Origin of the sequence: Streptomyces sp. NPDC094143 (assembly GCF_040303825.1) — a bacterium.
Classification (GTDB): domain Bacteria; phylum Actinomycetota; class Actinomycetes; order Streptomycetales; family Streptomycetaceae; genus Streptomyces.
In genome coordinates, this window is record NZ_JBEOTZ010000019.1 from 111,883 (window position 1) to 137,515 (window position 25,633).

Below are 25,633 nucleotides of genomic sequence, written 5' to 3' on the forward strand. Positions count from 1 at the left end.
GGACCGTCACCAGCGTCGTCGTGGTGGTCTCGAAGAACCGTGGACCGGTGCGGAGGGACCCGAACGGGCCGAGCGGTCTGCTGCCGTGTGCTTCGCCGTCTCCGCTCGCGTCCCGCGTGCGGGCGGTGGCCAGCCAGGACGTCGGCACGGCGAAGACGAAGGACCGTCCCGGCGCCGTTTTCCGGGTGGTCTTCAACTGTCCACCGGCCGAGGCCGTGAGGGCGTTGGACTCCGTGCCGTTCGGTCCCGGCACGGTGGCCGTGGGGATGACGGTGCTGTTCTGGCCCGCCCCGGTCATGGCGACGGCTCCGCCGGTGCCGCCGGTGCCGGCGCCCTCCTCGGCGGCGTGCGTCTCGTACTGGTCACCGCGCCGACTGGTGGGCGGCCAGACGCTGCTAGTCTGGCTCGCCTTCGGGATGACGGTCAGCAACAGCGCTTGGTCCAGGTGCGGCTTGCTGTGCAGGACCAGGTCACCCTCCGCGCCCTTGTCGCCGAGCCCCGGCACCGGGTAGCCGGTGACGGTCGACGCGTGGCCGAAGTAGGCGCTCAGGGCCGTGTTGCTGGTCGCGGCTTCCAGAATCTGCGCCGGGGTGCCGCCCGGCCGGGTCAGTCCGGTGTCTTGTGCCTGGTCCAGGCGGTCGGCGCCCTCGGGGTCGAACGACTTCCCGTAGGACAGCGCCAGCGCCAGCACGGCCGCGGCGTGCACCTGCTCCGGATCGATGACCTTGCGGACGGTGAAGCCCTCGCCGGGGAGGGTGAACGGCCCGTACGTGCCGTCCGGCCGCCGTACGGTGAGCCAGTCGGCGACGCTCCGCAAAGAGCCTTCCGCGAGGGGGCGCGGGGGTGTGCTCTCCGGCAGCCGGGGAGCCGTGGGGAGTGACTCGTCGGCTTCGGCGTCCCGCGGAGTGGGTGACTGTGCCTGCGGTGCCAGCAGACTGAGCGGGATGTCGCTGCGCAGGGTGCCCGCGTCGCCCTCGACGGTGATCCGCGGGCGGCGGGCAGGGCGGCCCCGGCGGCCGGGGCCCTCGAAGAACTCCAGGGTCAGGCGCAGCCGGTAGCGGGTGGTGAACTCGCCGTGCGGTTCCAAGGTGGTGATCGTGTGGGACGTGGTGACCGTGACCGGGCGGTTCGCCGTGACCGTCTTCTTCCGGGTGCCGGTCTCGGTGTAAGTGGGACCGGCCAACGGGGCCGCGGGGTCGCCGGTGTGCGCGTAGTGGGTGTGGATGAATCCGATCTCCGCCCCGCGGGAGCGGCTGAAGGTCTCGGTGACGGTCTCCGTGGCCGTCAGCTTCTCCTCCAGCTCCACGCCGTGCCCGAGTCCCTGGAACTCGGTTGTCCCGCCGATCAGTTCCGCCCGCACCCGGACCTGCCGGCCGTTGACGACCAGCACGTCGGTGACCCAGCCCAGAAGACGGGTAAGGGGTGGGGGAGAGCCGTCACCCTCCTGGCGCGCCCGGCTTCCCCGGTGCGCCACGGCGGGCAGGGACGAATGCCGTCCGGCCATCTCCTGACGCAGCGCGCGGACGACCCGGGTGGAGAGCAGTGCGCGGATATCCGCACGGTCGGCCTCCTCGACGCGCAGACGCCGTAGGACCGCGTCGAACTTCCTCAGCGCTTCGGTGGTGTCCAGCGAGTTGACCGGGAAGTCCCCGAAGGGCTGGGCGGCCAGCCAGGGCGGCAGGGTGTAGTCGTGCGCTCGGTAGTGGGGGACGCCGCCGAGGCCGTCGACGATGAGCCCGAGTTCCACGGCGCTCTTCTCGCCAAGTTCGGCCAGCCATCCGCCGGGGACGTGGACGCGGCGCCCTGCCGCGTCGGCGAGGGAGCGCGGTGCCCAGCGCGAGTCCAGCACCCCCAGGCCGAGCCGGCTCGACACGGCGGCGATGCTGTGCACGGTGTCCCCGGCGACCAGCACGTGACGGCCGCTGTCCTTGCGGTTGATCTCCGTACCGGCGGAGCGGACCACCGTCACACTGCGGTCCTGGCTGAAGGTCCAGGGCACGAAGGCCAGGGCGTAGAAGCCGTTGGTGTCCGTTCCTGTCCCCATGTGGTGGGCCTGGAACAGGCTTAGGCGCCCGCCGAAGAGCACACTGAAGCCCCGGGTGGTCCGGCCCGAGACGGCGCTGCTCGCGGAAAGCATCTCCGAGGCGTCGCCTTCGAGGGGCCCGGCCAGGACGTGCAGGCCGGTCACGCGCATCTGGTGGGTCAGGTCGCCACGACGGCTCAGGTAGGGCCCCACGGCCCACAGCCCGGTCAGCCGCCAGCCGGACGGCGCGGAGCTCTGGTCGGCGTTGCCGACCAGGTACTGCGACTGGAAGGGGCGCAGGGCGGCGTCGTGCGCGGCCGCCCCCGGCCTGGTGAGCTGCCAGGAACCATGGGATGCCTCGTCCAGGACCTGCTCGACCGCGTCGGTCAGGGCCGGCACGGTCACCACGTCGATGGTGCTGAAGGGGTGGCCGCCGAAGGGCTGCAGGGCCGTGCCGGCACCGCTGAGGACGGAGTCGGAGCCGCCGAGGACGAGGTCGCGGCTCTCTCGTCTGGACAGCGGCACGGATGTGACGGTCTGGGGGAGGTTGCGGTAGGGGTTGTCCGCGCCGGGGGCGTGGGGATCGGTGGCGGGAAGGTGCTCGGGGGGCACGCTGAGCGTCACCCGGCCCGTCGCCAGGGGACGGGGCGAGCCGTCGGCAGGGTCGACGGCCAAAGGCTCGGGGTCGTCGGTGAACACGAACGGCCCGGTGCCCAGCACTCCTGCGGTCAGCAGGCCCCGGAACAACGCGCGCGGCCGTCGGTAGCCACCGCGGGTGGCCGTGATGGTGAGATCGTATGTGAACAGGTGTGCGAACGACGTGCTCTCGGTCATCGACTCCTGCCCGGCCGAGCGCGCATGGCCGATGCCCTGGTCCTGACGGAAGCCTGCCTCGCCGCCGAGGAAGACGCCGGTGGTGCGGTACGACGTGCCGAGGCTGTCGGTGTGCGGGTCCTGGAAGGACAGTGTGCCCTCGGCACCCGCCCGGCTGGTGTGGCCGGCCGTCTGCCGGACATCGCTCTGCTCGGTGCCGGAGCGGCGGCTCCGGAGCAGGAAGTGGTCGGCGCCTGCGTAGCGCCGGCCGGTCAGGGCGGCCCGGAGCCACAGGTGGCGCCAGCCTGTGGTCAGGCGGCCCTTGTACCGCAGGTCGACGCGGATGCCGGTGTTGAGCATGGTCTCCAGATCGGCGACCAGGCGGTCCGGGGTGACGGCGGCGAGGACGGCGAGGGTGTTGCCGAGGACCAGCTCGAAGTGGTCGTCGTCGCGCCACCGGGGGTTGTCCGGGTACAGCTGGTCCAACGGGGCCACGAGATCGGGGTACTGCTCGGCCGCGTCTGTGAGCAGCCGGTCGGCCAGGTGCTCCAGCCAGGTGCGTTCGCCGTCGCCGGTGCCGCGGCCCGCGGAGCCATCGCCGAAGAGGAATTCGACCGGTCGGCTGCCACCGAGCGTCGGCGGGTGGTCGGGGGTCAGGTAGGCCGGGGCGAAGGGTTCCGGCGCCCCGGTGAGCCCCCGCAGCCCGCTGCCGTCGTCCCACCCGGCGAGGCGACGCGCCTCGGAACGGGGGATGCGGTCCAGGCTCCAGGTGGCGAACTCGGCCACCGGATGCAGTTGTCCGTCCTGGCGGGGGTGACCGTCGCCGTGACCGATCCTGCGCACCTGGACGCTCTGGGCGACCAGGTACAGCGCGGTCGGCTGCTTCCCCGACTTGGCCCCGACGTTCCGCCCGCCCGAGCCCTGGCCGGTTCTCGACCGGCCCTGGTGGTAACCGATCGATGCGCTCAGACCGGCCAGCAGCCGCAGATGGAAGGAGCCCTGGCCAAGGTTCAGCCAGCGGTACCCCGGCCCCAGAGCGCCCGTCAGGGTGATGGAGTGCGTCCGGCCACCGGTCGTCGTGACGCCGGAGACCACGCCGGAGGAACCCTCCACCTTCGTCCGGCCCGGTGTGTGCGTGTCCAGCAGCAGGGCCGCGCGCGGGACCACGCGCACCTCGAAGACACCTAGGGGGATCCGGTGGTCGTCGTCCGCGTACAGCGGCGGCGTCGTCACCCGGCCGGCCGCCAGGGCGCGGGAGATGCGGTGGAAGTTGCCGGAGGAGAAGAACGCCGCCAGCTGCCGGTAGGCGTCGCTGCCGGGAACCACCCCGAGCTGCGCGGCGGCCCAGTCCAGCACGTGTTCGACGGGGCCGAACTCCTCGGTGGCGGTCAGCCGGGCGAGAGGGCGCCGCCCGAAGCTCAGCGACCGGGGGATGTTCGGGGTACGGCCGCCCTCTTCGGTGGTGGCGCTGTCGGGCAGGGTCAGCAGCAGGCCGTTCCGGACGGCGAACCCGATGCCGGTGGCGCCGTCCTCGGCCCCCGGCGGGCCCAGCGGCACCGGGTGGCCCTCGGCGTCGGTCACGGCGAGGTCGTAGTAGACGTCGTCCAGGTGGATGTGGAGACCGCTCTTGTCGGTGACGGTCGTGTCGTTCGTCGTCTGGCCGGTGAGCGCGTAGCCCAGGCTCCAGGTGATGCCGAGCTGGACGCCGAGCCGGCCGAACACCTGCCAGGGTTGCATCGAGGACCACAGCGAACTGCCGCCCCCCGTGGTCAGTCCGCCCGCCGTGCTCCATTCACGGCCGTAGGCACGGTTGGAGCGCACTCCGCCAGCGAGTTCGGTCTCGCTTCCGCCGGGGAAGGTGAAGCGCTGCCACCGTCCGTACGGGCGCACCCTCAGACGCAGTACTCGTGTCTCCCCGCGGGAGTTGCGATAGGTAAGAGCGATGTCCTCGCCGGCCGGCGCGCCGAGGTCGTCGTTGAGCGCGGCGTCGACGTCCGCCAGCAGGCCTGTGCCGCGCGGGGCGCCGCGAGGCGGCGCGGCCGGACGCGTGCCCGGGTCCGCCGCGAGTAGACGTGAGATCTCCGCCAGCACCTGCGGCCGGCCACGCAGTACAGAGTCTTTCAGTCCGGCCGCCAGCGTTCGCCCGCTCCCCTCCGGGCCAACGGGGTCCAGCGGCAGACGGCTTCCGTCGGTGAAGTGGGCGTGCTGCGGAACGGCCGACGGGGGTGGCAGGTCGCGGTCCAGCCGCGGCGGGCGCCGCAGGTCGAGTTGGGCCTCGATGGGCAAGAGGGCGGAGCGCGACCCGGCCGATGCCGGGGAGAGGACGAGGGAGGTCTCCGCCGTGGTGGGGGTGACCATGTCGTCGACCGGAGCGACCAGTCCCTCGACGGGAACCACCGTCCCGTCTCCGGGGGCGACCGGGCCCTCGACTGAAGCCGCCGTCCCCTCGACCGGAGCCACCATCTCCCCGGCCGGGACTGCTGTGACGCCGGCGGGCTGCTGCGGCGCGGCAGCTGCCGGGCCGCTGCGTGGCCGGGGGATGCTGCCGGTCGCGGACTCCGCATCGATCGCCTCCAGGTACGCCGCCAGAGCGCTGCCCGGCGCGGTACCGCGGCGGGGGGAGGCAGGGGTCGGCAGGGCGTCGGAGACCTTCTGCCTGGAGGCAAGCAGTGGACCGTCCGCCTGCTGGTGAACGGGGGCGGCAGAAGCATGCACCGCCGGCGGAGCCGCGTCCACGCCGGCCTCCGTCAGGAAGGCGGTGAGTGTCATGTTCCGGTTGGTCCGGCCCGCCGTCCGCGCATCCCGCAACATGATCCCCAGGCGGCGGGAGAAGCGGATCGCCCCCAGGCTGGGCCGGGACTGAGTGAACGTGTCGATGAGCTCCCTGAACAGCGACCAGGTCAGAGGACCCTCGCGGCTCCCTGTATAGGCGGGGTCGGCAAGCCTCATCCGCTCCAGTGCCACCGCGCCCAGCAGCAGGTCCCGCGTCCCTTGCTGGGACGCGTCCAGCCCCGGCGTCAGCAATCCCTCTCGCAGGGCCGTCAGCCACCGGGAGACACGCTGTCGCAGCAGCCCCGGGGAGTCCGTCAGGTAGTGCTCGCGGCCGTTCCCGTCGCGCCACCGCAGTGTCGACAGTCCCGTGTCGCGGACCAACTCGTCCAGCTCGGCGTTTGTCGGTTCCGGCCACGCCTCCGCCCAGGGAGCCGGGTGGAGCGGATCGCCGTGCCGGACCAGGAGGCCCTGCTCGAAGGTCACCGCTTGGTCCCCGGCCGTGCCGATCACCCTGACCTGGAGGCGGTTGGCCAGTTCCTGGGCTGGGGAACGGCTCACCAGGCGGTCGGCACCCGCCGGACGGCTCATGAAGCCGGGGGCCAGCACCAGCAGGTAGCCGTGGCTGCCGTACTGCTCAAGATTGCGCAGGGCGGCCAGTCCGTGCAGGTATCTCATCGTCTCGTCGACGTCCAGCGTGACCCGCAGGCCGTTGCTGAGATAGAAGTCGAAGCTGCCGGAACCACCTTCCAACGCCAGGACGCCGATAAGCGGACGGGGGAAGGTGAACAGCGAGTTGGCAGAGGTCTGGGGGTCGACCTCCTGGAAGCTCGTGACGGCGTCCACTCCGTCGAGCCTGGAGGCGTCGTCCTGGAAGTACGCCTCGTCAAGCAGGGACACACCGAACGTGCGAGTGCCGTCCGCAGTCAACAGGGTCCGGGACTGTACCTCGCTCCGCATGAAGTGGTGTCGGGTCGACGCGTCCTCATACAACGACAGGCTGCTGGGCGGCTCCTCACCCGGCTCGGTCGGGAGCCACCGCCCCGGCGGAACGGAAGATCGCATACCGTTCTGGACGATGGTCGCGTACGTGTCGCCCGACCCGGCGGGTACGACGTCCAGGGCGCCGTCGAAGGACCACACGCGCAGGCCGAACATGTTGGCCATCTCCTGGAGCTCCGCCTGCTCCCCGGCTCCCAGGTGGGACACCACCAGCAGCATCTCGGCCGCCCCCGTGCGCACCGGGTCCCGTCGGATCAGCTCCCTGACCACGTCGGGCCGCACCCAGTGACCAAGGATGCGGATATGGCCGGACGGGCTGCCCGGCGCCAGCACCACATACGGCCGCCGTAGCCACTTGGACGTCTCTGTCTTCTCGTACGTCGTGCCCTTCACGGAGTCGGTACCGGTCACCACGGTCCACGTCAGGCGCAGCGCGTCGATGCCGTGGTCGAGCCAGTTGCGTCCCGGCACCGGCCCGGCGGGGGTGTCGAAGCTACCCGGTGTGTGCAGCGCCCCAAGGGTGTGGAGGTGGTAGGCCGCCAGCGCCGCCACGTCGCTCCCCCATCCCGCTGCCTCGGGCTGCCCGATCAGATAGAGCAGTGTCCTCAGATCCGCGTCGGTCACCGGCCGTGAGGTGTCCTCGGTGTGCAGGACGATCTCACGCGCGAGCCCGTGGAGATCCAGTGGCCCCTGTGCCATGACCGGATGGTGCAGGCGAGCCTTGTCGAGGACTTCGGCCGCCTTCAGGAAGAAGGCGAACTCGTCCGAGCTCTCCTGGGGCGGGCTGTCGAACGCGTTCCGCAGGGCGGCTGTCAGAACCGCCGCAGGATCAGCGGCCGCGGGATCGGCTAGAGCTGGGGGAACGGGCGTGGGGTCGGCGGACACCGGCGCGATGGACAGCTGGGACACCGGTCCCGGGCCGAGGAAGTCCGTCAGGGTCTGCGCGCTCGAATCGACCTGGGGTTGCGCAGCACTCAGGAGCACGGCCAGCAGCCGGTAGTCCCAGTCATAGGTCGCGATGAGGGCGTTGTTGGCGGTGGCCCTCTCGATTATCTCCTCCAGGAGTTCCCAGGTCAGGGGTCCCGCGCGGTCACCGTCGAAGTCGGGGTCGGCGAGCCGCATCTCCTCCAGCGCGGCGGCGCCGCGCAGCAGATCACGCAGTTCGTCGAGTTGACCGAAGGCACCGAGGTCGTACTTCTTCAGGCCCAAGCGCAGGGCACGCACCCAGCGCAGCACCCGGCGCTGGGCGACCGTCAATGTCTCCTCAAATGTCCCGATGTCGCCGCCCAGGGCTTCGTCATTGGCCGCAAGAATTCGATCCAGGCCCAGGTCATGGACCAGGACGTCGAGTTCGGCCGGTGACGGCAGTGGATGGGCCACGACCCAATCCGTCTCGGGGTGGTGAGGAGAGTCCTCCTTGAAGATTGTCTTGTCTGAGAGCTTCCACTTCTGTTTCCCCACCGGTTTCTCGCTGCCGAGCACCCGGTACCCGAGCCTGGTGGCCAGCTCGTGTCCGACCGAGTCCCGTACCAGCCGGTCTTGGTCTGGAGGGGCGCCCATGACCAGGCAGCCGAGCAGAAGCAACTGCCCGTCCGGCGCGGCCTGTGTCCGGCGCTGGAAACTCGGCCTCCGTTTGATCAGGCGAACGGTGTTCTGGGCATTGAGAGGGACCCGTTTCCGCCTCTTGTCGGCCAGGGTGAAGAACATCTGCTGGCCGTGCGCGTCGAGTGCATACACAACCTTGTAGGGAAAGGGAAGCAGCGGGCCGGGCAGTTTGCTCTGCTCATCCCGGTCGACGTAGCCGACGATGCGGTCCAGGCCGTCGGAGTCACTCGCGCCGGTCAGCTCGGCGTGATCCGGGTTACGCAAGAACCGTTCGCCGAACGACGCGATACCCATCACGTCGTCTCCCTCATGATCCAGGTTGTTGCGGATCAACAGGTCGCGCACCCGCAGCCGCTCGCCGGTTCCCGACTCGAGAAGGGTGTCCCGGTAGCCGGGCGGGAAGGCGTCCGCGGCTTCGGTCGGGATCCAGCGCCCCATCGCCTTGTCCGTGTGCGGGCGGTGATAGGTGACGATCAAGGCGTCCGGCAGGCCCGGACGGCTCAGGACGCCCACCGCACCGTCGTTGGCCCACACGCGGATTCCGTTGTCCTGGCCGTCGGATTCGGCCAGCCGTGCCGCCAGACGGCGGGGGAACTCGCGGTCCTCCTCAGCGGCGTAGGAGATCAGCGGAACCACCGCGGTGGTCCCCGCCCGGGCCGGGTCGTGGAGGATCAGCTCCTCCACCACCCTCAGGTCGACCTCGTAGCCGAGCACCCACGCCCGTCCGTTCCCCGTGCTGGGGGCGACGGCCAGATAGGCGCCGTCGGGCCACTTGGCCGGGAGCGACACCACGTCACCCGCCTCGTCGATCCGCCTTTTCAGTACACCCGTCAGACCGACGTCGACGATCTCGGTCCGTGCGGGATCCAGACCGGTGATCCTGCCGAGGCTCCAGTTGCGCGCCATGCCGCTGGTGTTCTTCGCCAGCGGCACCAGGGTGGACGGGCCGTAGGCGCCGATCCGCTCCAGGTGGAAGGCCTCCAGGGCGTAGAGACTGCTCGCCCGTCCGGTCGCCCCGGCTCGCGCCGTCAGACGCAGCAGTTCCCTGCGATCGTCCGCGGTCACCGTCGTGGCGGCGTCCAGGTGGAGGACGCGGCGGGTCAGCGCGTCCAGGTCGAACGGCTTGTCCGGCCCCATGCGGTCGTCGTGCGCCCGTGCCGCCTCCAGTGTGAGCACCGCCGCCAGGTCATCGGCGAGCTGCGCTCCGGTCGCCATACCGGCCCTCCCGAAGGCGGACTTCAGCACGTTCCTCGCGTCCGCCTTCGTGATCGGGGGCGCGACGGGGACCGAGGCCGGTTTCGGCGCCTGTGGCACCGTGTCCAACGTCCGGTACTGGCTCAGAAAACCGGTCAGGGTGAGGCCCGGGGTCGCCTCGCCCTCGAACGCGGCCCGGTCGAGCAGGGCTTGCAAGGAGACGCTGACGTCCGGGCCCTGAAGCGCGGACGGGTCCACCAGCGTGAGCATGTCGAGCAGCATCAGCCAGGTCAGCGGCCCCGCGCGGTTGCCGGTGTACAAGGGATCGGCCAGCCGCATCCGCTCCAGGGCCGCGGGCCCGCGCAGCATGCTCACCATTTCCTCGTGAGAGGAGCCCAGGTCGGGCATCTCCAGGCCCAGGCGCAGGGCCCTCAGCCAACGCGACACGCGCAGCCGCAGCACATCGGCGGGTTCGGGCGACGTGGCACTGTACGCATGCCAGTGCAGCGTCGCGAAACCGGTCGCGGCGACCAGCCGGTCGAGCTCGTCGTCCGTCGGTTCCGGCCATACCTCGATCCACCCAGCGGCGGCATCCGGTTCGTCGAACTTCAGCAGCAGCCCGTCCTTGACGGCGACTTCGGTGCTCCCGGCGGCACCGACGACCGGGTTCCTCAGCGCAGTGGCCAGTTTCTGGCCGGGGGACCGATACGCCAGACGGTCGGTACCCGGGGCATGGGCCATGAACTGCGCCGCCGTCACCAGCAGACGGCCGCGTTTCCCCGTCTGCACCGCCTGCCGCAGGGCAGGCAGCGACGCGAGGAACCTCACGGCCTCGTCGACGCCCACGACGGCCCGCCGGCCGTCCCGCAGGAGTAGCGTGACCGTGCCGGACCCGCCCTCGAGAAGGAGCAGCGCAGACACCGGGAAGGGAAGCGGCCGTGGCGCACTCCGTGTCGATGTGACCGGAGAGACGTCCTGGTAGGTGATGACGGCGTCGAACCCGTCCGGCCCCCCGTCACCGGCCGCGGCGGAGCCCACGGGCAGCAGGAGTCCGAGGAGCCGCCGTCCGTTGCCGGTCAGCAAGGGACGTGAGACCACGTCCCGGTGTGTGAAGGCGTCACCGTCCACGTCCTGGTACGGAGCGTCCGGGTCCGCCGGCACGGGGCCGGGCAAGCTCGGCAGCCAGCGTTCTCGCGGTCCGCCGGAACCCCGCTCGACGGCGTGGATCGTCGTGTACTTTCCGTCGACCTCCGACGGGACCAGGGCGAGTTCGCCCTCGAAGGACCACACCCGCACCTTGAACCGGTGGGCCATCGCCTGCGCGTGCAGCTGGCCGTCACCGGTGCCCGCGTAAGACAGGCCCAGGATCAGCTCCGTGACGCCGGTGAACGACGCGTCGTGGTCCAGCAGCGCCAGCAGGACGTCCAGACGGACCTCAAAACCGGCGACCTCGGCATGGCCAGGACGGGTGCCGCTTGCCAGCACCACGAACACCTTGCGCCGGTCCCACTTGCCCGGCTCGGACAGCGGCTCACCGCCCGGGGAATTGCGTTGCGCGGTGAGCTTCCCCGTCACCGGGTCCACGGCCGACCTGCCGGTCCAGCGCAGGTCGAGCGCGGGAATGTAGTAGCCGAGCAGGTTGCGGCCCTGCGCCCGCCCCAGCGGGGTATCGAATCCGTCCTGCCCGTCGAGCGCCCCCAGGGTGTACAGGTGGTAGGCGGCCAGCTCCGGCACACTCGACGCCCAGCCCTGCAACCTGGCTTCCGTCACCAGGTCCAGCAGGTGGTGCACCATCCGCTGGTCCACCGGGGCCGAGGCGTCCTCGGTGTGCAGCAGGATCTCCCGCGCCATGGCGTGCAGGTCCAGCGGGCCCCGGGCCAGCCGCGGGTGGCCCGCCCTCAGGCGTTCCAGCACGTCGGCCGCCTTCACGAGGTTCCTGAACCGACGTCCCTGATCGCGGACCTCTTCGCCCAGGGCGGCGACCACGACGTCCTCGGCGGCGTAGGGGGCGGCGGGCACCGTGCCGGCCGGGGCGGACGGCACGGCGGCCGCCGCGGCGCTCTGCGCCGGGCCGTACTGCGGCGGACTGCCACCGCCCGGCACGGCGGACCCGGTCTGCGAGGGGGCGGACGGCGCGGGCGTGGTGAGGAACGCGGTCAGGGTCAGGCCCGGCCGGGCCGCGTACGCACGTCCCGCTTCGAGCAGCAGGTCGCGGAAGGAATCGGGGTACTCCCGAAGCGCGGACTCGGGCCGGTACTGACGGTAGGCGTGGATGTGTTCCCAGAGCATCGCCCAGGTCAGCGGAGCCTTGCGGCGTCCTGTGTAGGCGGCGTCGGCCAGCCGCATCCGCTCCAGCGCGGCGGCGCCGGCCAGCAGGTCCGGGAGTTCGGCCGCCCGCTGCCTGGTGCCCTCGTGCTCCTGCTGCGGGGCGGTGATGTCCGGGCCGAAGAGGGCGCGCAGGGCCATCACCCATCGCTGCGCCCTGCGCTGGACCATCGAGAGCTGTGCGTCGCCCCACGAAACGGCGGCGCCGGGCACCTTCAGATCCGCCTGCGGATCGTCGGCCAGGCCCGTGTGCTGCATGAGCAGGGTGAGGCGCCGGGCCGACGGTCGCGGGAACCTGACCAGCAGGTGGGTGCCCGTCGTGCCGTCGGTGAGGACAGGCCAGACGCGCACGGTTCCGCCGTGCTCCGTCGTGGCGGGCAGGCTCCCGTTGGCCGTTCCCACGACCGGCATCCCGATCTCGTCGGCCAGTTCCTGCAGGTGGTCGCCGGCCAGGAGGTCGAAGTCGGTTCCCGGTGCCTGCCCGTGGTGCGAGTCAATCAGCAGGATCCCGTCCGGGTGCCGTTCGCGCCGCCTGAGGAAGGCCGGCTGGGTCTTCAGGTACTGGCCCAGCCCCCGGCCGGTGAGTCCGCGCAGGTAGTCGGTCCCCGTGTGGACACCCCACTTGAAGGTGATCGGGCCGTAGGACGGGAATGGCTTCGACGGGCCCAGATTGCGCAGCAGCTGGTCCAGGGTTCCGCCCTCGCGCAGGTGCCGCAGGTAGCTGCGGCGGTCGAGAGGCGCGTAGTGGGTCAGGGTGTCCCAGTCGGCCAGGGCGACGACGGGATCGGCCAGTTCGCTCCCCGGGAGGGCGTCCAGGCCGGCGATCTCCTGGCCGTCGTCGCTCAATACGGGGTGGGCGGGGATGTCGCGGACGCGTCGGCCGCGGCCGTCGGTGGTGGGCACGGTGGCGGGCTCGGACACGGCCGGGGGCGTCTCGTCGGGATACGTGGGGATCCAGCGCCCCAGTCGGCCCCCGTCGGGGCGCTCGTCCCGGACGGCGAGGTGGAGGAGAGCCGGCGGTGTGCCCTGCGCGTCCGGACTGGCGAAGGACACGATGCCGTCCGTGCTGAGCACCTTGCTTCCGGTGAAGCCGGCGATCAGCAGCGGCAGGCTGCGGTTGTCCCCGGCCGCACCGGACGTCACCAGGACCAGGTCCGCCCCGCGGGGACGCTTCGGGTCGTGCTGGACGACCCGCGCGTACACCTCGGGGCGGACGGTGTGCCCGAGCATGCGGATGCCGCGCGGGCCGCCCTTGGCGATGAGGAGGTAGGGAGCGGTGCCCCACTTCGCCGGATGCGTGACCGGCCCGCCCTGAGCGTCGCGCGCGAGGACGCTCCGGCCGGAGGCGTCCCGGCGCGTGACGATCGTGCGGCCCAGGGCAAGGGTGCGCAGGTTGTATCCCGCCCAGTCCCGTGCCCACAGGCTCCGGCCGTCCTCCGTGTTCAGCTGCACGGCCGAGTGCCCGTAGGCCCCGCCCGCCCTGCTCAGGTGGAACGCCTCCAGGTCCGCCACGTCCGCTGTCCGCAGCGCGGCGAACGCCGCCCCCACCAGACGCAGCATCGCGACGACGTCGTCGTTCGTGACCGTTCTGGTGGAGTCATCGGTGTGGAAGAGGATCTGCCGGGTCATCCGGCGCAGGTTCAGGGGGGTGCCGGAGAACGCCGGGTCCCCTTGGCGCACTGTCTCCAGCAGGGTGGTCCAGCGCAACAGGTCGCGGTACGTGCCGGGATCGCGGCTGGCGATGTCGTGGCCTAAGGTCGCCTTGAGGGCGGTCTCCTCCAGGGATGCGGAGGAGTGGGAGGGCCGTCCGGAGTTGAAGGAGGGCGACGGTGGTTGCGCCGGGTCCGTGCCTGCCACGGTCGGCGCGTTCCGGTTCGCCACGGACGGGGGCGCCTGCGCCGGGAGATGGAGGAAGGGAGCGCCCTCGCGGGTGACGGTGACGAGACGGTACGGCGGCTGGTGCCGGACGACCAGTTCGACGCCGCCGAGCTCGACGACGTCACGGCCCGAGGTGTGCGGCGCCTTCCCGGGCCGCACCGCGGGGTGTGAGATCTCCACCCGCAGCGGGACGTAGCCGGGCGTGTCGCGGTTGCGGTCGTTGATCAACTCGATCTGGGCCGCCAGCACCTCGGCCTGGCTGCCGCCGGCCATCTCGTTGTCGGTGAGGACGTGGGCGGTGCTGTGGGGGCCCATGACGTAATCGAGACAGTGCGCAAGGCTGGTGGGCTCTTCGCTCCGGGCCCAGGGACCGGGGTGGGGAATGATCAGGTCGGTGTACGGCACGTGGTGTCCGAACGCGGTGACCGAGTCGGCGGCCAATGACAGGTTCCCCGCGTCCGCCGCCTGTCCCAGCATCTGGTCCAGGACCGGGTACATGGCCGGGTCGTAGGCGCTGACGTTGGCCCTGAGGGCCAGGGCGTCGGCGAGGAAGCGCACGTCGTGCTGACCGGCGCCGCCGTCGACGGCGGCGACGACAGTGTTGCGGGTCTCCTCAAGGGCATCCGTTAGCACGGTGTAGTCCTCGACGGACCGCAGCCGCCGACGGTGCGCGGGGTGCAGTTGCTGGTACCACGGGGAGGCGACGATGTCCGTCCAGGCCAGCTCCACGGCCTCGCCGTCAGCGTCGAAGCCGATGAGGGTGGGCAGGTCGCCGTCGTCTTCTTCCAGCACGGTGTCGACGACCGGCTGATGTGCGGCGTTGACGACCGGTTCTGGCGGGGTGTCGACGACCGGCTGCTGTGCGGCGTTGACGGCCGGCGCCTGCACGGTGTCGACACCCGGCTCCTGCACGCCGAGGTCGTCGAGGGGCGGGAGGAAGGCGGTCAGGGTGGCGGTGCCCGGGTCGGCCAGCGTGAACTGGGCCGCGTCGGCCAGCAGCCTCCTCAGGTCGGGTGCGACGGCGCCTGTACGAATCCGGTGTCGGCTCAGGAGGTCGGCCAGTTCGGACGCGGTGAGCGGGCCGGGCCGCTCACCGCTGGCGGCGGCATCGGCCAGCCGCAGGGTCTCCAGCGCGCCGAACCCACGGATCAGCTCCAGGTAGTCCTCACCGGTGCGCAGCACCGAGGGGTCGGTCCAGTCCGAATCGCCTTCCGCGGCCAGCCCCAGGTCCGCGTCCCAGCGGATGGCCCGCACCCAACTGCTGACCCGCCGATGCAGTTCATCCCGGCTCTCCCCCTCCACGACAAGACCCGAGACCGCCAGCAGACGATCCAGCTCCTCCGCGCGGGGACGGGGCCAGTACTCGCGGTACTGCGCGGTGGGACGGTCGATGTCGTCCTCGGCCTCCAGCAGGACGCCTGGCATCACCGCCACGTCGGCGGTGTCCTCGAACCACCGGCGGCCGGCCTCGGTGGCCATCTCCTCCACCGGGTGATCGACCAGCAGCCGGTCCTGCGTCCGCCACCACTGCTCGGTCTTCGCCCCGCAGAACCCGCTGTGCACCGCCGCCCCCGGCCGCAGCCCGCTGAAACTGGCACGCCGCATCAGCCGACCCACGGTTTCCTTGGCGCTGACCGTGACGGTGCGCAGCGCGGGTGCGCCTTCGGCAGTTTCCCGGACGACGTGCTGGTAGCCGTCCTGGTCGCGGTGTCCGACGAAGTAGTAGTCGCTCTGGCGGCGGGGCAGCGGGCGCGGCCTGCCCCGGCGTTTCATGTCCTTCTTGTCGACCGGCGCCGCCTGCTGCACGGTGTCCACCGCCTGGTAGGCCGCTTCGCGCTCGGCCATGTCCTGCCAGTCGAACGAGGTGTGTCCGGTGGTCCGCCGGCCGCCGAAGCCCACCAGGGTGTGTTCCAGTACCGCCGAGTCCGGGATCACCTCACCCGTGACGGTGACCATCGCGCCGGGACCCCGCTTCGCCGTGGAACCGAACCAGGGGTCACCGGGAACCCACTGACCGGCCGGCCTCCCGGGCAGGTGCTGGAAGGCCAGCACCTGATACGGGGAGTTCTTCCGGCCGGTCGGCCGTACCGTGCCCGTCGGCGCCCACGCCCGCTCACCGGTGCCCTCGGCGAGCGTCCGGGGCAGTTCCGGGCCGTGTCCGGCCACCGACACGTCGGTGAGTACCTGTGCGTCCTGGGGCCGCCACCGGTCGTGGCGCAGTAGTTCCCGCACCGTCGGCGCATCCACCCGCACCACGCGGCCGGCCGGGGTGGTGACCAGCAGCCCGTCGGCACCGGACCCCTCCATGCCCAGTAGCGGGTACACCTGGTGTCCCGTCCAGGGGGCGGGCCGGACGATCAGCCGGCCCTTGTCGTCGACCGTTCCCACCGACGTCAGGTCCAGTCCCGGCAGCGGCTCACCCGACCAGTTCCGTACCCGGACCGGGCCTTGCGGGGTGTCGACGACGTCCTGGGCGTCGAGTACGCCCAGGCGGTGTTCCAGGTGGTAGGCATCCAGTGCCGGGACGCTGTGCGCCCGCCCCGCGTCGTGGGCCTCGGCGACCAGGCGCAGCAGGTCGCGGTGCCGTTCCGAGTCCACCGGCGCGTCGTGGTCCAGCCGCAGGATGGTCCGTGCCAGCCGGTCCAGGTCCAGTGGACCGGCGGAGAAACGCTCGTCCGCCAGCCGTGCGGCGTCCAGCGCGCCGAGGGCGCGCTCCCACCGGGCTGCCTGCGCGCCGCTCACCTGTGGGAACAGCTGCCGGACCAGGGCGGCGGCGTCCAGGAAGACGGTCCGCTCGTCGTCGGCCGGGAACTCGGCCAGGGTGTCGTCGCCGAACGCGCTCGCCGCCAGAGCCGACACGTCGGGTCCGCGGGCCCCCGCGGGGGGCATCCCCGGCGGGGGAGCCTGGTGATGGGGTCCGTCGGCATCAGCGGCCCGCGCCCCCGGACCGGACGGGGTGTCGTCCGGGGTCGTCGTGCTGCCCGATCCGGCCGGCGACCCGTCGGAACTGCCCAGAGCCATCGGGTCGTAGTCGGAATCCATGACGTACGGCGCGTCGGTGTCGCTCAGCCCGTCGACGTCCATCAGCGACCCCGGCTCCCCGGGCGGCGGTGCAGCCCCCCGGCCGGTGTCCGGCGACGGCGCGGGGGCGTCGGCCGGGTCCCGGAGAGCCGGTGCGAGGGCGTGCGGGCGGGGAGCAGGGTCGTTCTCGACCCGGTCCCACAATGCCCGGTAGGCGTCGTAGGCGTCGTTCTCCGTCGCGGTGGCATGGACCGGGTTGGCCGGTTCAGTGCCGGCCGGCTCACTGCCGAAAAGCCGCTCCAGGATCGGCGTGAGCGCCGGTTCGTGGTCGCGGACCCAGGCCGCGCCGTTGTTGCGCGGCCTGCCCGTGTACGGGTCGGTGCCGGTGTTGGTGCCCAGGTAGGCGTTGACGGCCTGGGCGAAGTACTCGCCGGCGCTGGTGGCGGAGTAGTTGTCCACGGCGCGGCCGTTCAGATCCCGGCGCGGGCCGTCCGGCCACTGCACACCGTCGCCGGCGGCCCGCTTCCGCTGGTAGGACGCCCCGACCGCGCGGCGCTCCTCGTCGTTCAACGCGTACTCGTAGAGGGTGTGCGCGAACTCGTGGGTGGTGATCGAGTAGCCGTCGGCGTACTCGGCGCGGTCGCCGACGACGCCGGTCTCACCGAGCAGGTTCTCCTCGGTGACCGCGGTCTGCGCCATGCCGCCCGTGCCGCGCACGTCGTCCCAGACACGGTCCCGGTTCCCGCCTCCCGGCACCTTGCGGCCGCGCAGGTGCCGGAAGGGCGACAACGAGGTCATCGCCTCCTGACGCGGCACCACCGTCACCCGGACACCGCTCGCCAGCAGTCGCTCCGCCGCCTGCGGGTCGGCCAGCATCCGCGTCAGCTGCGCCAGCACAGCGCGCCGCGCGGACACGGGGCGCTCCACCGACTGTGGCACCCGCACCATCAGGTGGGCGGCGACCTGAGCGAACTCTCCCGCAGGCAGTGAGACGCGCAGCGACCGCCGCACCAGCGCATCGTCCGCCAGCCAGTCCAAGTCGGCAGGCGAGGCGTATGTCAGCGCCGCCTCGCGGGCCTGCGGTGACATACGCGGCAGGTGGGTGGCCGGGTCGCGCCGCCAGTCGCCTGGCACCTCGTCGTCGTCCGGGCTGGGCACGGCCGCCTCCGGCAGCTCATCCGCTTCGGTCGGCTCGGAGCCGGTGGCGGTGACCTGTCGCGGCGCTGGGGCGGATACGTCCGCCCCCTCTGTGGTGAGCACGGAGGCAGGCAGGACAGACGGTACGTCCGCCTGCGAAAGGGATGCCGGCCGCGGGTCACCGTCTGCCTCGGCACTCAGGGCCTGGAACACATCACCCGACAGGACTGACAGGTCGACCGGTGTCGTGCCGGCCGTGTCCTCGTCGGCCGCTATGCCAGCGGGGACGCTGCCGCTGGTGGGCAGCGGGGTGGGAGGTTCCACGTGGTAGCTGTCGATGACCTCCGGGCGGAACAGCGGATGCTTGAGCGGGTTGGAGGAGAAGATCAGTCCGGCGAGCCTGCCGATCTCGTAGGCGTAGTCCTCCGCGGAGGCGTCGGTGTGCCAGACATGGTGGGTCATCTCCTGGCCGGATGCGGGGTCGACCAGGCGGGCCGTGATGTGCGGCTCCGTGCCGGGCACGGCGGGGGTCACCGTCAGGTGCAGGCGGTCACCGGCGGGCGTGCGGTGCCCGGCGGCGTTGAGTTGCTCCACGCCCTCGTCGATGCGCTGCCATATCGCCTCCAGTTCCGGCCGCGGCACCGGCTGGTCGCTGACGAGGTCCACCGTCATGGTCAGGTCGGTGACCGGCTGGCCGTCGACCGCCATCCGGCGGATGTCGAAGGCGGAGTGCACCGGCAGCATCTCCGGCTGGACGTCGTCTGCGGCAAAGGGGTCCACCGCGACCGGTGACTGCCAGGTGTGTTCCTGGCGCACCGCCGGAGTCCGCTCCCGGGTCTCGGCCCAGTTCGGCGACGCGGCGGGATCGCCGGCAGCGGAAGGGGTCGGCGCCGACTCGGGGGCGCGGGCATCCTCGTGGCGGGGCGGTGCCGTCTCGTTCCCGTCCTGGGCGGGTGCCTGGCCGTTCTGCCCGGTGGGCGCCTGTCCCGTGGCCGGGGACTGCCCAGTGCCGGTACCGATGCCGGAGCCGGAGGAGGCTCCCGCCCCGCCGGTGCCGGTGGCGCCGCCGACGGTGGGGACGCCGCGGCTGCCGGTGGCCGGAGCATCGGTGAGGGAGCCGCCGGTGGCCGGCGGAGCGTGGGGGGTGGTGGCGGGCACGTTCTGGGGACCGGTGGTGAGAAGCTCGGGGGCGAGACCGTCGTCCGTGGCCGAGAAGGGGTCGGTGACGTCCGTGGGCGGCATGAGGCCGTCGTCGGCCGGGAGGAACTCGTAAGGGTTGGTGGCCGTCGGACTCCCGGTGGTGACAGGTGCCTTGAAGACTCCCGCGTCGGCGCCGCCGAAGCCGGTTCCGCTCCCGGTTCCGGTTGTGGTTCCCGTACCGGAACCGATGGTGGTGCCGGAGCCCCTGCCGGTGATGGGTGCCGTGGTGTTGCTGGTGCCCGCGGTGTTCCCGGCACCGATCGTGTTCCCGGTACCGGTCGGGTTCCCGATGCCTGTGGTGTTTCCGGCACCGTTGGTGTTCAAGAAGCCCGTGGTGTCACCGCTTCCCCCGGTCGACCCCGTGCCCTCGGCGGGAGTACGGAACAGGTCGGCGGGGTCGTCGCTGTCGAGGGCGAAACGGGTGGACGGGTAGGGCTGCACCGGCTTGGGCGACACCAGCGCCGGGGGCGGCCCGAGCGGGGTCAGCGGCGGCCGGTCGGCCGTGGTCGTATCGGTGCCGGTAAAGGGGCCGCCGACGGTGTTGACCATGCCGGTGGGCGGGGGTGTCGGATGCTGGGGGAACTCCTGCTGGACCTGGTCCTTGAAGACGGGCGGGCTCTGCGAGGCCGGCGGGCCGGCGACCTCGTGGGAGAGGTTGACAGCGCCCGACGGCGAAGTGAGGGAGGGCAGGTTCGGGCCGTTCAGGTGCGAGGCCGGCAGGCCACCGCTCAGACCCACCGCGGTGCCCCCACCGGCGGCCGGTCCGACGTTGTTGCCGTGCGGGCCGGTGCCGGCCGGGCCCGGGGACGGGACGTTCTTGAAGCTGTCCGGGAGATTCTTGAGCCACTGGCTGGCATGCAGGGTGAAGCCACCGAGGTTCTGCATCACCACATTGCTGGCACCGCCGCCGAGCAGCGTGTCGCCGTCGACCTGCCACTTGCCGTCGAACAAGCCGTTGGTGAAGAACTCCGCCCCGCCCTCGCCCAACCCGCCGGTGCCGAACGCGCTGACGTTGTCCGCGAACTTGTGCGGCCACTTCCCGAAGTCCTTGAAGACATGAACCACCGGGTTGAACGCGCGTTTGAGGATGTCGCCGAATCCGCCCATGAGGAAACCGGCGACGAAGTCCCGGGCCAGCGAGTCGCCGTCGATGCGGGTCCGCCTGCGGTCCGGCGGGTTGATGAACATTGACGACAACTGCACGGCCAGCCCGGTGAGCATCTCCTGCAGGCCCTCGGTGATCGGCTGCGTCAGTAGTCCGAGCAGGGACAGCATGCTGAGGATGCGCATCACCCGCAGCCGGAACCCCAGTTTCACCAGGGCGATCTTGGCTGCGGACAGTCCGGCGCTGAAGAACACCGTCGCGGCGAGGAACGCGATCTCCGCCAAGGCGATGAAACCCTCGGTGATGATCTCCCGGTGGGACTCCTCGATGGACATCGAGATGTCGGCTATCTGCTCCTTCATTCGTTGCAGTTCGTCGTGGAACTGCCGCAGATACCCGTTGTTGTCGTCGCCGGTGAACAGCCCCAGCAGCGAGGAGAACTGGCCTGCCGCCTGCTCGGGCAACGCTTCCTGGGTGTGCTGCTGGGCCTCCCGCATGCCCTCGGCCACCACGAGCAGGCGCTCCGCCGTCTCCTCGAGCAGGCGCGCGAACTGCAGCGCCTTGTCGGAGTTGGCCTGCAGGGGGCGTTCGCCGAGCACGACGAGGAAGAACTCGTCGAGAGCGGGAGGTATGTAGACCAACTCAGTTCTTCCTGGTGTCCGAGTCGTTGCCGAAGCCGGTGCCGGACAGCCACTGTTCCTGTTCCAGACCGGTTCTCACGATGTCGTCCACCGCGTCATGGACCGGAAGCTCCGTTTGCTTGCCCACTTCCACGGCCTGGAACCACGCGCCCTCGACGGCCTCCACCAGGGGCTTGAGCGTGTCGGTCACACTCCGGTCGAACTTCTGCGCCTGCATCTGCCGGGCGAAGCCGTCGGTCCACCCCATCCAGTCCGATATCGGCTCGTAACCGTCCCCGAAGTCGGTCAGCACTCCGCGGAAGCCCTCGACGACCGACTGGATCGCCTCCTGGGCCCTCTTCTGCCGCGCTCTGTCACTGTGGTACGACCCGCTGTCCGGCACCTTTCCTCCTGTTGTCGTGTGCGCGTGTCCCGGTCCCGGGTCTTGTCCTAGTCCTCGTGCAGTTCGTCGTGCAGCGGCCTGGCCGGCCGCTTCGCCGGGACGCCCCGTCCGTCGGCCGACAGGCCCAAAAGCCGGTCCAGGTCCAGGTCCAGCCCGCCGCCCAGCCCGGGCATACTCTGGGCCAGCCCCTGGAACGTGTCGGCGACCCTGCGGGTCATGCGCTCACGGGCCTTCTCCGCCGCCTCCAGCACTGCCGCGGACAGGGCGGTGGCGCTCATGGTGCGGTGCTTGCCGTCGAGGAACTTCACCGCGGTCAGGTTGCCCTGGGGGCCGACCGTGACCTCCACGGTGCGGTCCCGCGATACCGCGGTCTCCTTGGAGGCCAGCAGTTCGTTCTCGACCTGTACCGTGGCCGCCCGCACCGCCTCGTACTCGGCCTCCATACGGGCGATCTGCTGTTCCAGCGTCTCCTTCACTGCGTCCTCCTCTCATCCGCGACAACGCGGCGCGGACGGTTCCGGTTCACCTGCCGTGTCATCGGCCGATCACCGCCGGGGCGCCTCCCTCGTCGGTGCCCCAGACGTCCTCCTCCTCGGAGACCCAGGCGGAGCGTTCGCGGTCACCGCGGTCGCCGCCCTGCTGCGGGGGCGCGCCACCCATGGGCGGCATCATCGGCGGCATCGGGGAGCCGGTGGTGGTACCGCGCTGCGGTGCTCCGACCTCCTCGTCGTACACGCCGGAGGACAGGTGACGAGGCCGACCCGTGACGATGTCGCCGTTGATCACGTTGCGGGAGCGCTCTCCGTTGGAGCCGCTCTCACCCCCCACGACGCCCACCCGGGGCGGCATCATGCCCGGCATCATCGGGGAGCCGCCGGTGTGCTGGCCGCCCGTGGGGTCCGAGGCGCTGTGCAGCGAGGCGGGCGGGGCCAGGGGGTCGCTGTAGGGGTCGTACAGCTCCTCCTCGTACGGGGAGGGCGAGTTCCAGGCGGTGCGGCCGGTGGAGGAACCCTGGGAGAAGCCCTGGGAGGACCCGTGGGGGGAGGCGGTGAGCGGGTCGGTGACGGTAGTGCCGTCGGGGTAGACGGTGGTGAGGGTCCTGTCGTCAGGGTCGACGACCGTCGAGGTGCCGTCGCGATGGTCCGTGACGAGGGAGCCTGCCTCGTTGACCGAGGAGACGCTGCCGTCGGGGTTGTAGATCAGGTCGCCGTCGTCCAGCTCGACGGTGTCCGTACTGCCGTCGGAGCGCACCGTGGTCACGGTGTCGCCGTCCGGGCCGACGGTCGTGCTGGTGCCGTCGGGGTAGAGCGTGGTGATGGAGCCGTCGTCGTTGACCTGGGCGGTGCCGGTCCCGGTATCGGTCAGCGGGCCACCGCCGAAGGGGTCCGACACGAGAGAACCGCTGGGGCCGTTGGGCGTGGTGAGCGGCTGCCCGATCTCCTGCCGGGCCTGGTCGTACGCCTGCCTGGCCTCGGTCTCCTTGCGCTCGGCCTCCGCCTTCTGCTCCTCGTAGCGTCTTTGCTGCTCGGCCTCCCGGCGCTGGGCCTCGGCCTTGGCCTCGGTCTCCTTGCGCTCGGCCTCCGCCTTCTGCTCCTCGTAGCGCCTTTGCTGCTCCGCCTCCCGGCGGGCGGCCTCGGCCTTGGCCTCGGCCTCCTTGCGTTCCGCCTCCGCCTTGGCCTCCGCCTCCTTGCGTTCCGCCTCCGCCTTGGCCTCGGCCTCCTTGCGTTCCTGTTCCGCCTTGGCCTCCGCCTCCTTGCGCTCGGCCTCCGCCTTCTGCTCCCCGTAAAGCTTCTGCTGCTCGGCCTCGCGGCGGGCGGCCTCCGCCTTGGCCTCCTTCTCCTTGCGTTCCGCTTCCGCCTTAGCCTCCGCCTCCTTGCGTTCCGCCTCCGCCTTGGCCTCCGCCTCCTTGCGCTCGGCCTCCGCTTCCCGGCGGGCCGCCTCCGCCTTGGCCTCGGCCTCCTTGCGTTCCGCCTCCGCCTTGGCCTCGGCCTCTTTCTGCTCGGCCTCGGCCTTCTCCTGCTCCCGTTCGGCCTTGGCCTCCGCCTCCTTCTGCTCGGCTTCCGCCTTGGCCTGCTCCCGCTCGGCCTTGGCCTCCTTCTCCCGGCGGTCCGCGTCGAGCCGGGCGAGGTAGGCCTGTTGCTGCTGCTCCTGGCGCTGTTCCTCGTAACGCTTCTGCTGCTCGGCCTCCCGGCGGGCGGCCTCCTCCTTGGCCTCCTTCTCCTGGCGCTCGGCCTCCGCCCTGGCCTCGGCCTCCTTGCGCTCGGCCTCCGCCTTGGCGGCGGCCTCCTTCTCAGCCGCCTCGCGCTTGTCCCGCTCGTACCGCTCCAGCGCCTCCTTCTCCCGGCGGGCGGCCTCCTCCTTGGCCTCCTTCTCCCGGCGCTCGGCCTCCGCCCTGGCCTCGGCCTCCTTGCGGGCGGCTTCCGCCTTGGCCTCCGCCTCCTTGCGCTCGGCCTCCGCCTTGGCGGCGGCCTCCTTCTCAGCCGCCTCGCGCTTGTCCCGCTCGTACCGCTCCAGCGCCTCCTTCTCCCGGCGGGCGGCCTCCTCCTTGGCCTCCTTCTCCCGGCGCTCGGCCTCCGCCTTGGCGGCGGCCTCCTTCTCAGCCGCCTCGCGCTTGTCCCGCTCGTACCGCTCCAGCGCCTCCTTCTCCCTGCGAGCGGCCTCCTCCTCGGCCTCCCGCTGCCGGCGGGCGGCCTCCTCCTTGTCCCGCTCGTACCGCTCCAGCGCCTCACGCTCCCGCCGCTCCTGCTCCTCGAGCCGCCGGCGGTTCTCCTCCTCGTCCTTCTCCGCCTTGTCCTTGTTGAGTTCGTTCTCGGCGTTGTAGCTCTTAGTGCGGATCTCGGGGAAGGTCCCGATGTTGTTCCACGTGTTGAAGATCGAGGCGTTCGCCCGCTGCGCAGGGGGGACGAGAGCCCTGTCGATGGACTCTTCCCACTGCTGGATGGCGCGCTTGCCGATCGCCTTCCACGTGCTCAGTTCGTGCAGCGGCCCATAGTTGTTGCCTTCGGCGTCGACGGCGTCCTCGGAGAAGAAACTGTAGGCGTACGGCTCGATGCTGCTGGAGGACTCGGGCGCGTTCGGATAGAGGTCTTGCTGTTGCACTGCGCGGTACCCGACGGCACCGAGATTGGTGCTCAGGGACCGCATGAAGATGTTGTCGATGAGTTTGCGCAGCCAGTTGAGCGGATGGCCGTCGGTGACGTGCCACGTGAGCCAGGCGGACCACATGTCGAAGGCGTTGTCGCGGAGTTCGTCCTTCGCCAGGTGCAGGTTCTCGGCCTGGACGGAGCGGCCGCTGGTGACCCGCAGGTCGGTGGCGAACTTCTCGTAGCTGCGGTTCAGGTGGTGGATCAGGTCGCGGAATACGCCCGCGGCCTGACCAAGCCAAGCCGCGTCCTCCTTGCCCAGCGACTCCTCCCACCGCTTCAACTGCTCCGAGTGCTGGTGGAAGGAGTGCGCGACCCGGTCGAAGGCCTCGCCCGCCCTGTCGAAAGTGCTGAGCTTCACCTGGTCGTGCGGGAGGACCGTCTCCCCGCCCCAGGAGGTGCCCCTCGTCCCCTCCGGCTTGGTCACCAAATCGGTCAGGGCTATACCGGAGCCGTAGATGTACTGGTACAGCTTTATGTTGTCCCATTCCCCCGCGCTGCCGAGATGCTTTCCCAGATGACTGCGGAACGAACCACCCGGCGTGACACCATCGGGAACCACGACCTCTTCCTTGCCCGTGGAGTCCTTGACGGTCAAGGTTCCCAGGAAAGATATGCGGGCCTTGTAGTAGTCGAGGCTGTCGCCGTTCCTGCGGTGAAATGGGAAAACGTAGTCCGTGTTGTCCGCGCGCCATCCAATATTGCCCGGGAACTCGTCCTCGGGAACCTTGGTAATCTCCACCAGCATGAGCGGGATACCGTCATTTCCCTCAAGGCTGGTGAAGACCTCCGTCCGCTCCGGAACCTTGTACCCGGTCATGTCGGTGACGACTTCCCGCCAGGGGTCCGGGGGGCCTTGCTCGTCTTCATTCGGCACGCGGGTTCTCTTTTCCTGCTACTTCGTCGCGTCCGGGCCGCCGGAGCTGTTGATAATGTCCTGGACGTCCTCAAGCTGGTCGAGGAAGTCCCTGCCGTCGATCTTCGCCAGCGACTGGTTCTGGGTGTCGAAAAGCTCGTCGATGACCTGGCGGATGTTCACCTCGACGGCTTTAAAGAGCTCCACCTGTTGCTTCACCGTCTCGTGGATGCTCTGCGCCGACATGCGCACCTTGTCGTTCAGGGACTTTCCGGCGTATCTGTCGTCCCCCGCCAGTTGGCCGATGGCCAGCGGTTTGACCTCATCGAGGGTTTCGGGATCGACCACTCCACCGATGAGCTTCCACATTGACGGTATGCCCGTACTCGGATCGTCCTCCAGCAACGCTTCCAGCTTCTGGCGGAAGGGGATCACTTCGTCGTTGAGGAACCGCTCCAGCCACTTGCGGTCCAGGTGGACGGTCTCCTGGTCGTTCGGCATGGCTCACACCTGTCCTTCTTGCGCTTCAAGGCCCCCGG

General features: G+C 70.9%; 5 protein-coding genes (1 of these 5 cut by a window edge). All 5 read right to left on the minus strand.

Features of this window, described 5'->3' with window-relative positions; all coding sequences use genetic code 11:
- Tightly spaced (at most 58 nt apart), the 5 genes in view from ABTZ58_RS23910 to ABTZ58_RS23930 form a layout consistent with a single transcriptional unit that may run on beyond the window.
- On the minus strand, positions 1-20,713 hold the 5' portion of the coding sequence (locus ABTZ58_RS23910) for a lonely Cys domain-containing protein (RefSeq protein ID WP_351360171.1). 13,595 nt of this gene lie to the left of the window's left edge; only the first 20,713 of its 34,308 coding nucleotides appear in the window; the start codon lies at positions 20,711-20,713; its stop codon lies beyond the left edge, outside the window.
- Between the two features lies 1 nt (position 20,714).
- A complete protein-coding gene (locus tag ABTZ58_RS23915) occupies positions 20,715-21,095 on the minus strand; it encodes a hypothetical protein (RefSeq protein ID WP_351360174.1) in 381 nt (126 codons plus the stop codon).
- A 47-nt stretch (positions 21,096-21,142) separates the two neighbouring features.
- Entirely contained in the window at positions 21,143-21,571 is a 429-nt protein-coding gene (locus ABTZ58_RS23920; protein WP_351360177.1) for a YbaB/EbfC family nucleoid-associated protein, read from the minus strand.
- Positions 21,572-21,629: 58 nt separating this feature from the next.
- Positions 21,630-25,115, minus strand: a complete 3,486-nt coding sequence (locus ABTZ58_RS23925) for an AAWKG family protein (protein WP_351360180.1) — start codon at positions 25,113-25,115, stop codon at positions 21,630-21,632.
- An 18-nt stretch (positions 25,116-25,133) separates the two neighbouring features.
- The gene (locus ABTZ58_RS23930; RefSeq protein WP_351360182.1) at positions 25,134-25,595 is read right to left on the minus strand and encodes a type VII secretion system-associated protein; all 462 of its coding nucleotides are present in this window, start codon (positions 25,593-25,595) and stop codon (positions 25,134-25,136) included.
- Positions 25,596-25,633 lie beyond the last annotated feature (38 nt).

What these genes read in the sequence shown, in the direction of transcription:
- ABTZ58_RS23930 (WP_351360182.1), bottom strand. Translation starts at nt 25,595, where the DNA reads ATGCCGAACGACCAGGAGACCGTCCACCTGGACCGCAAGTGGCTGGAG.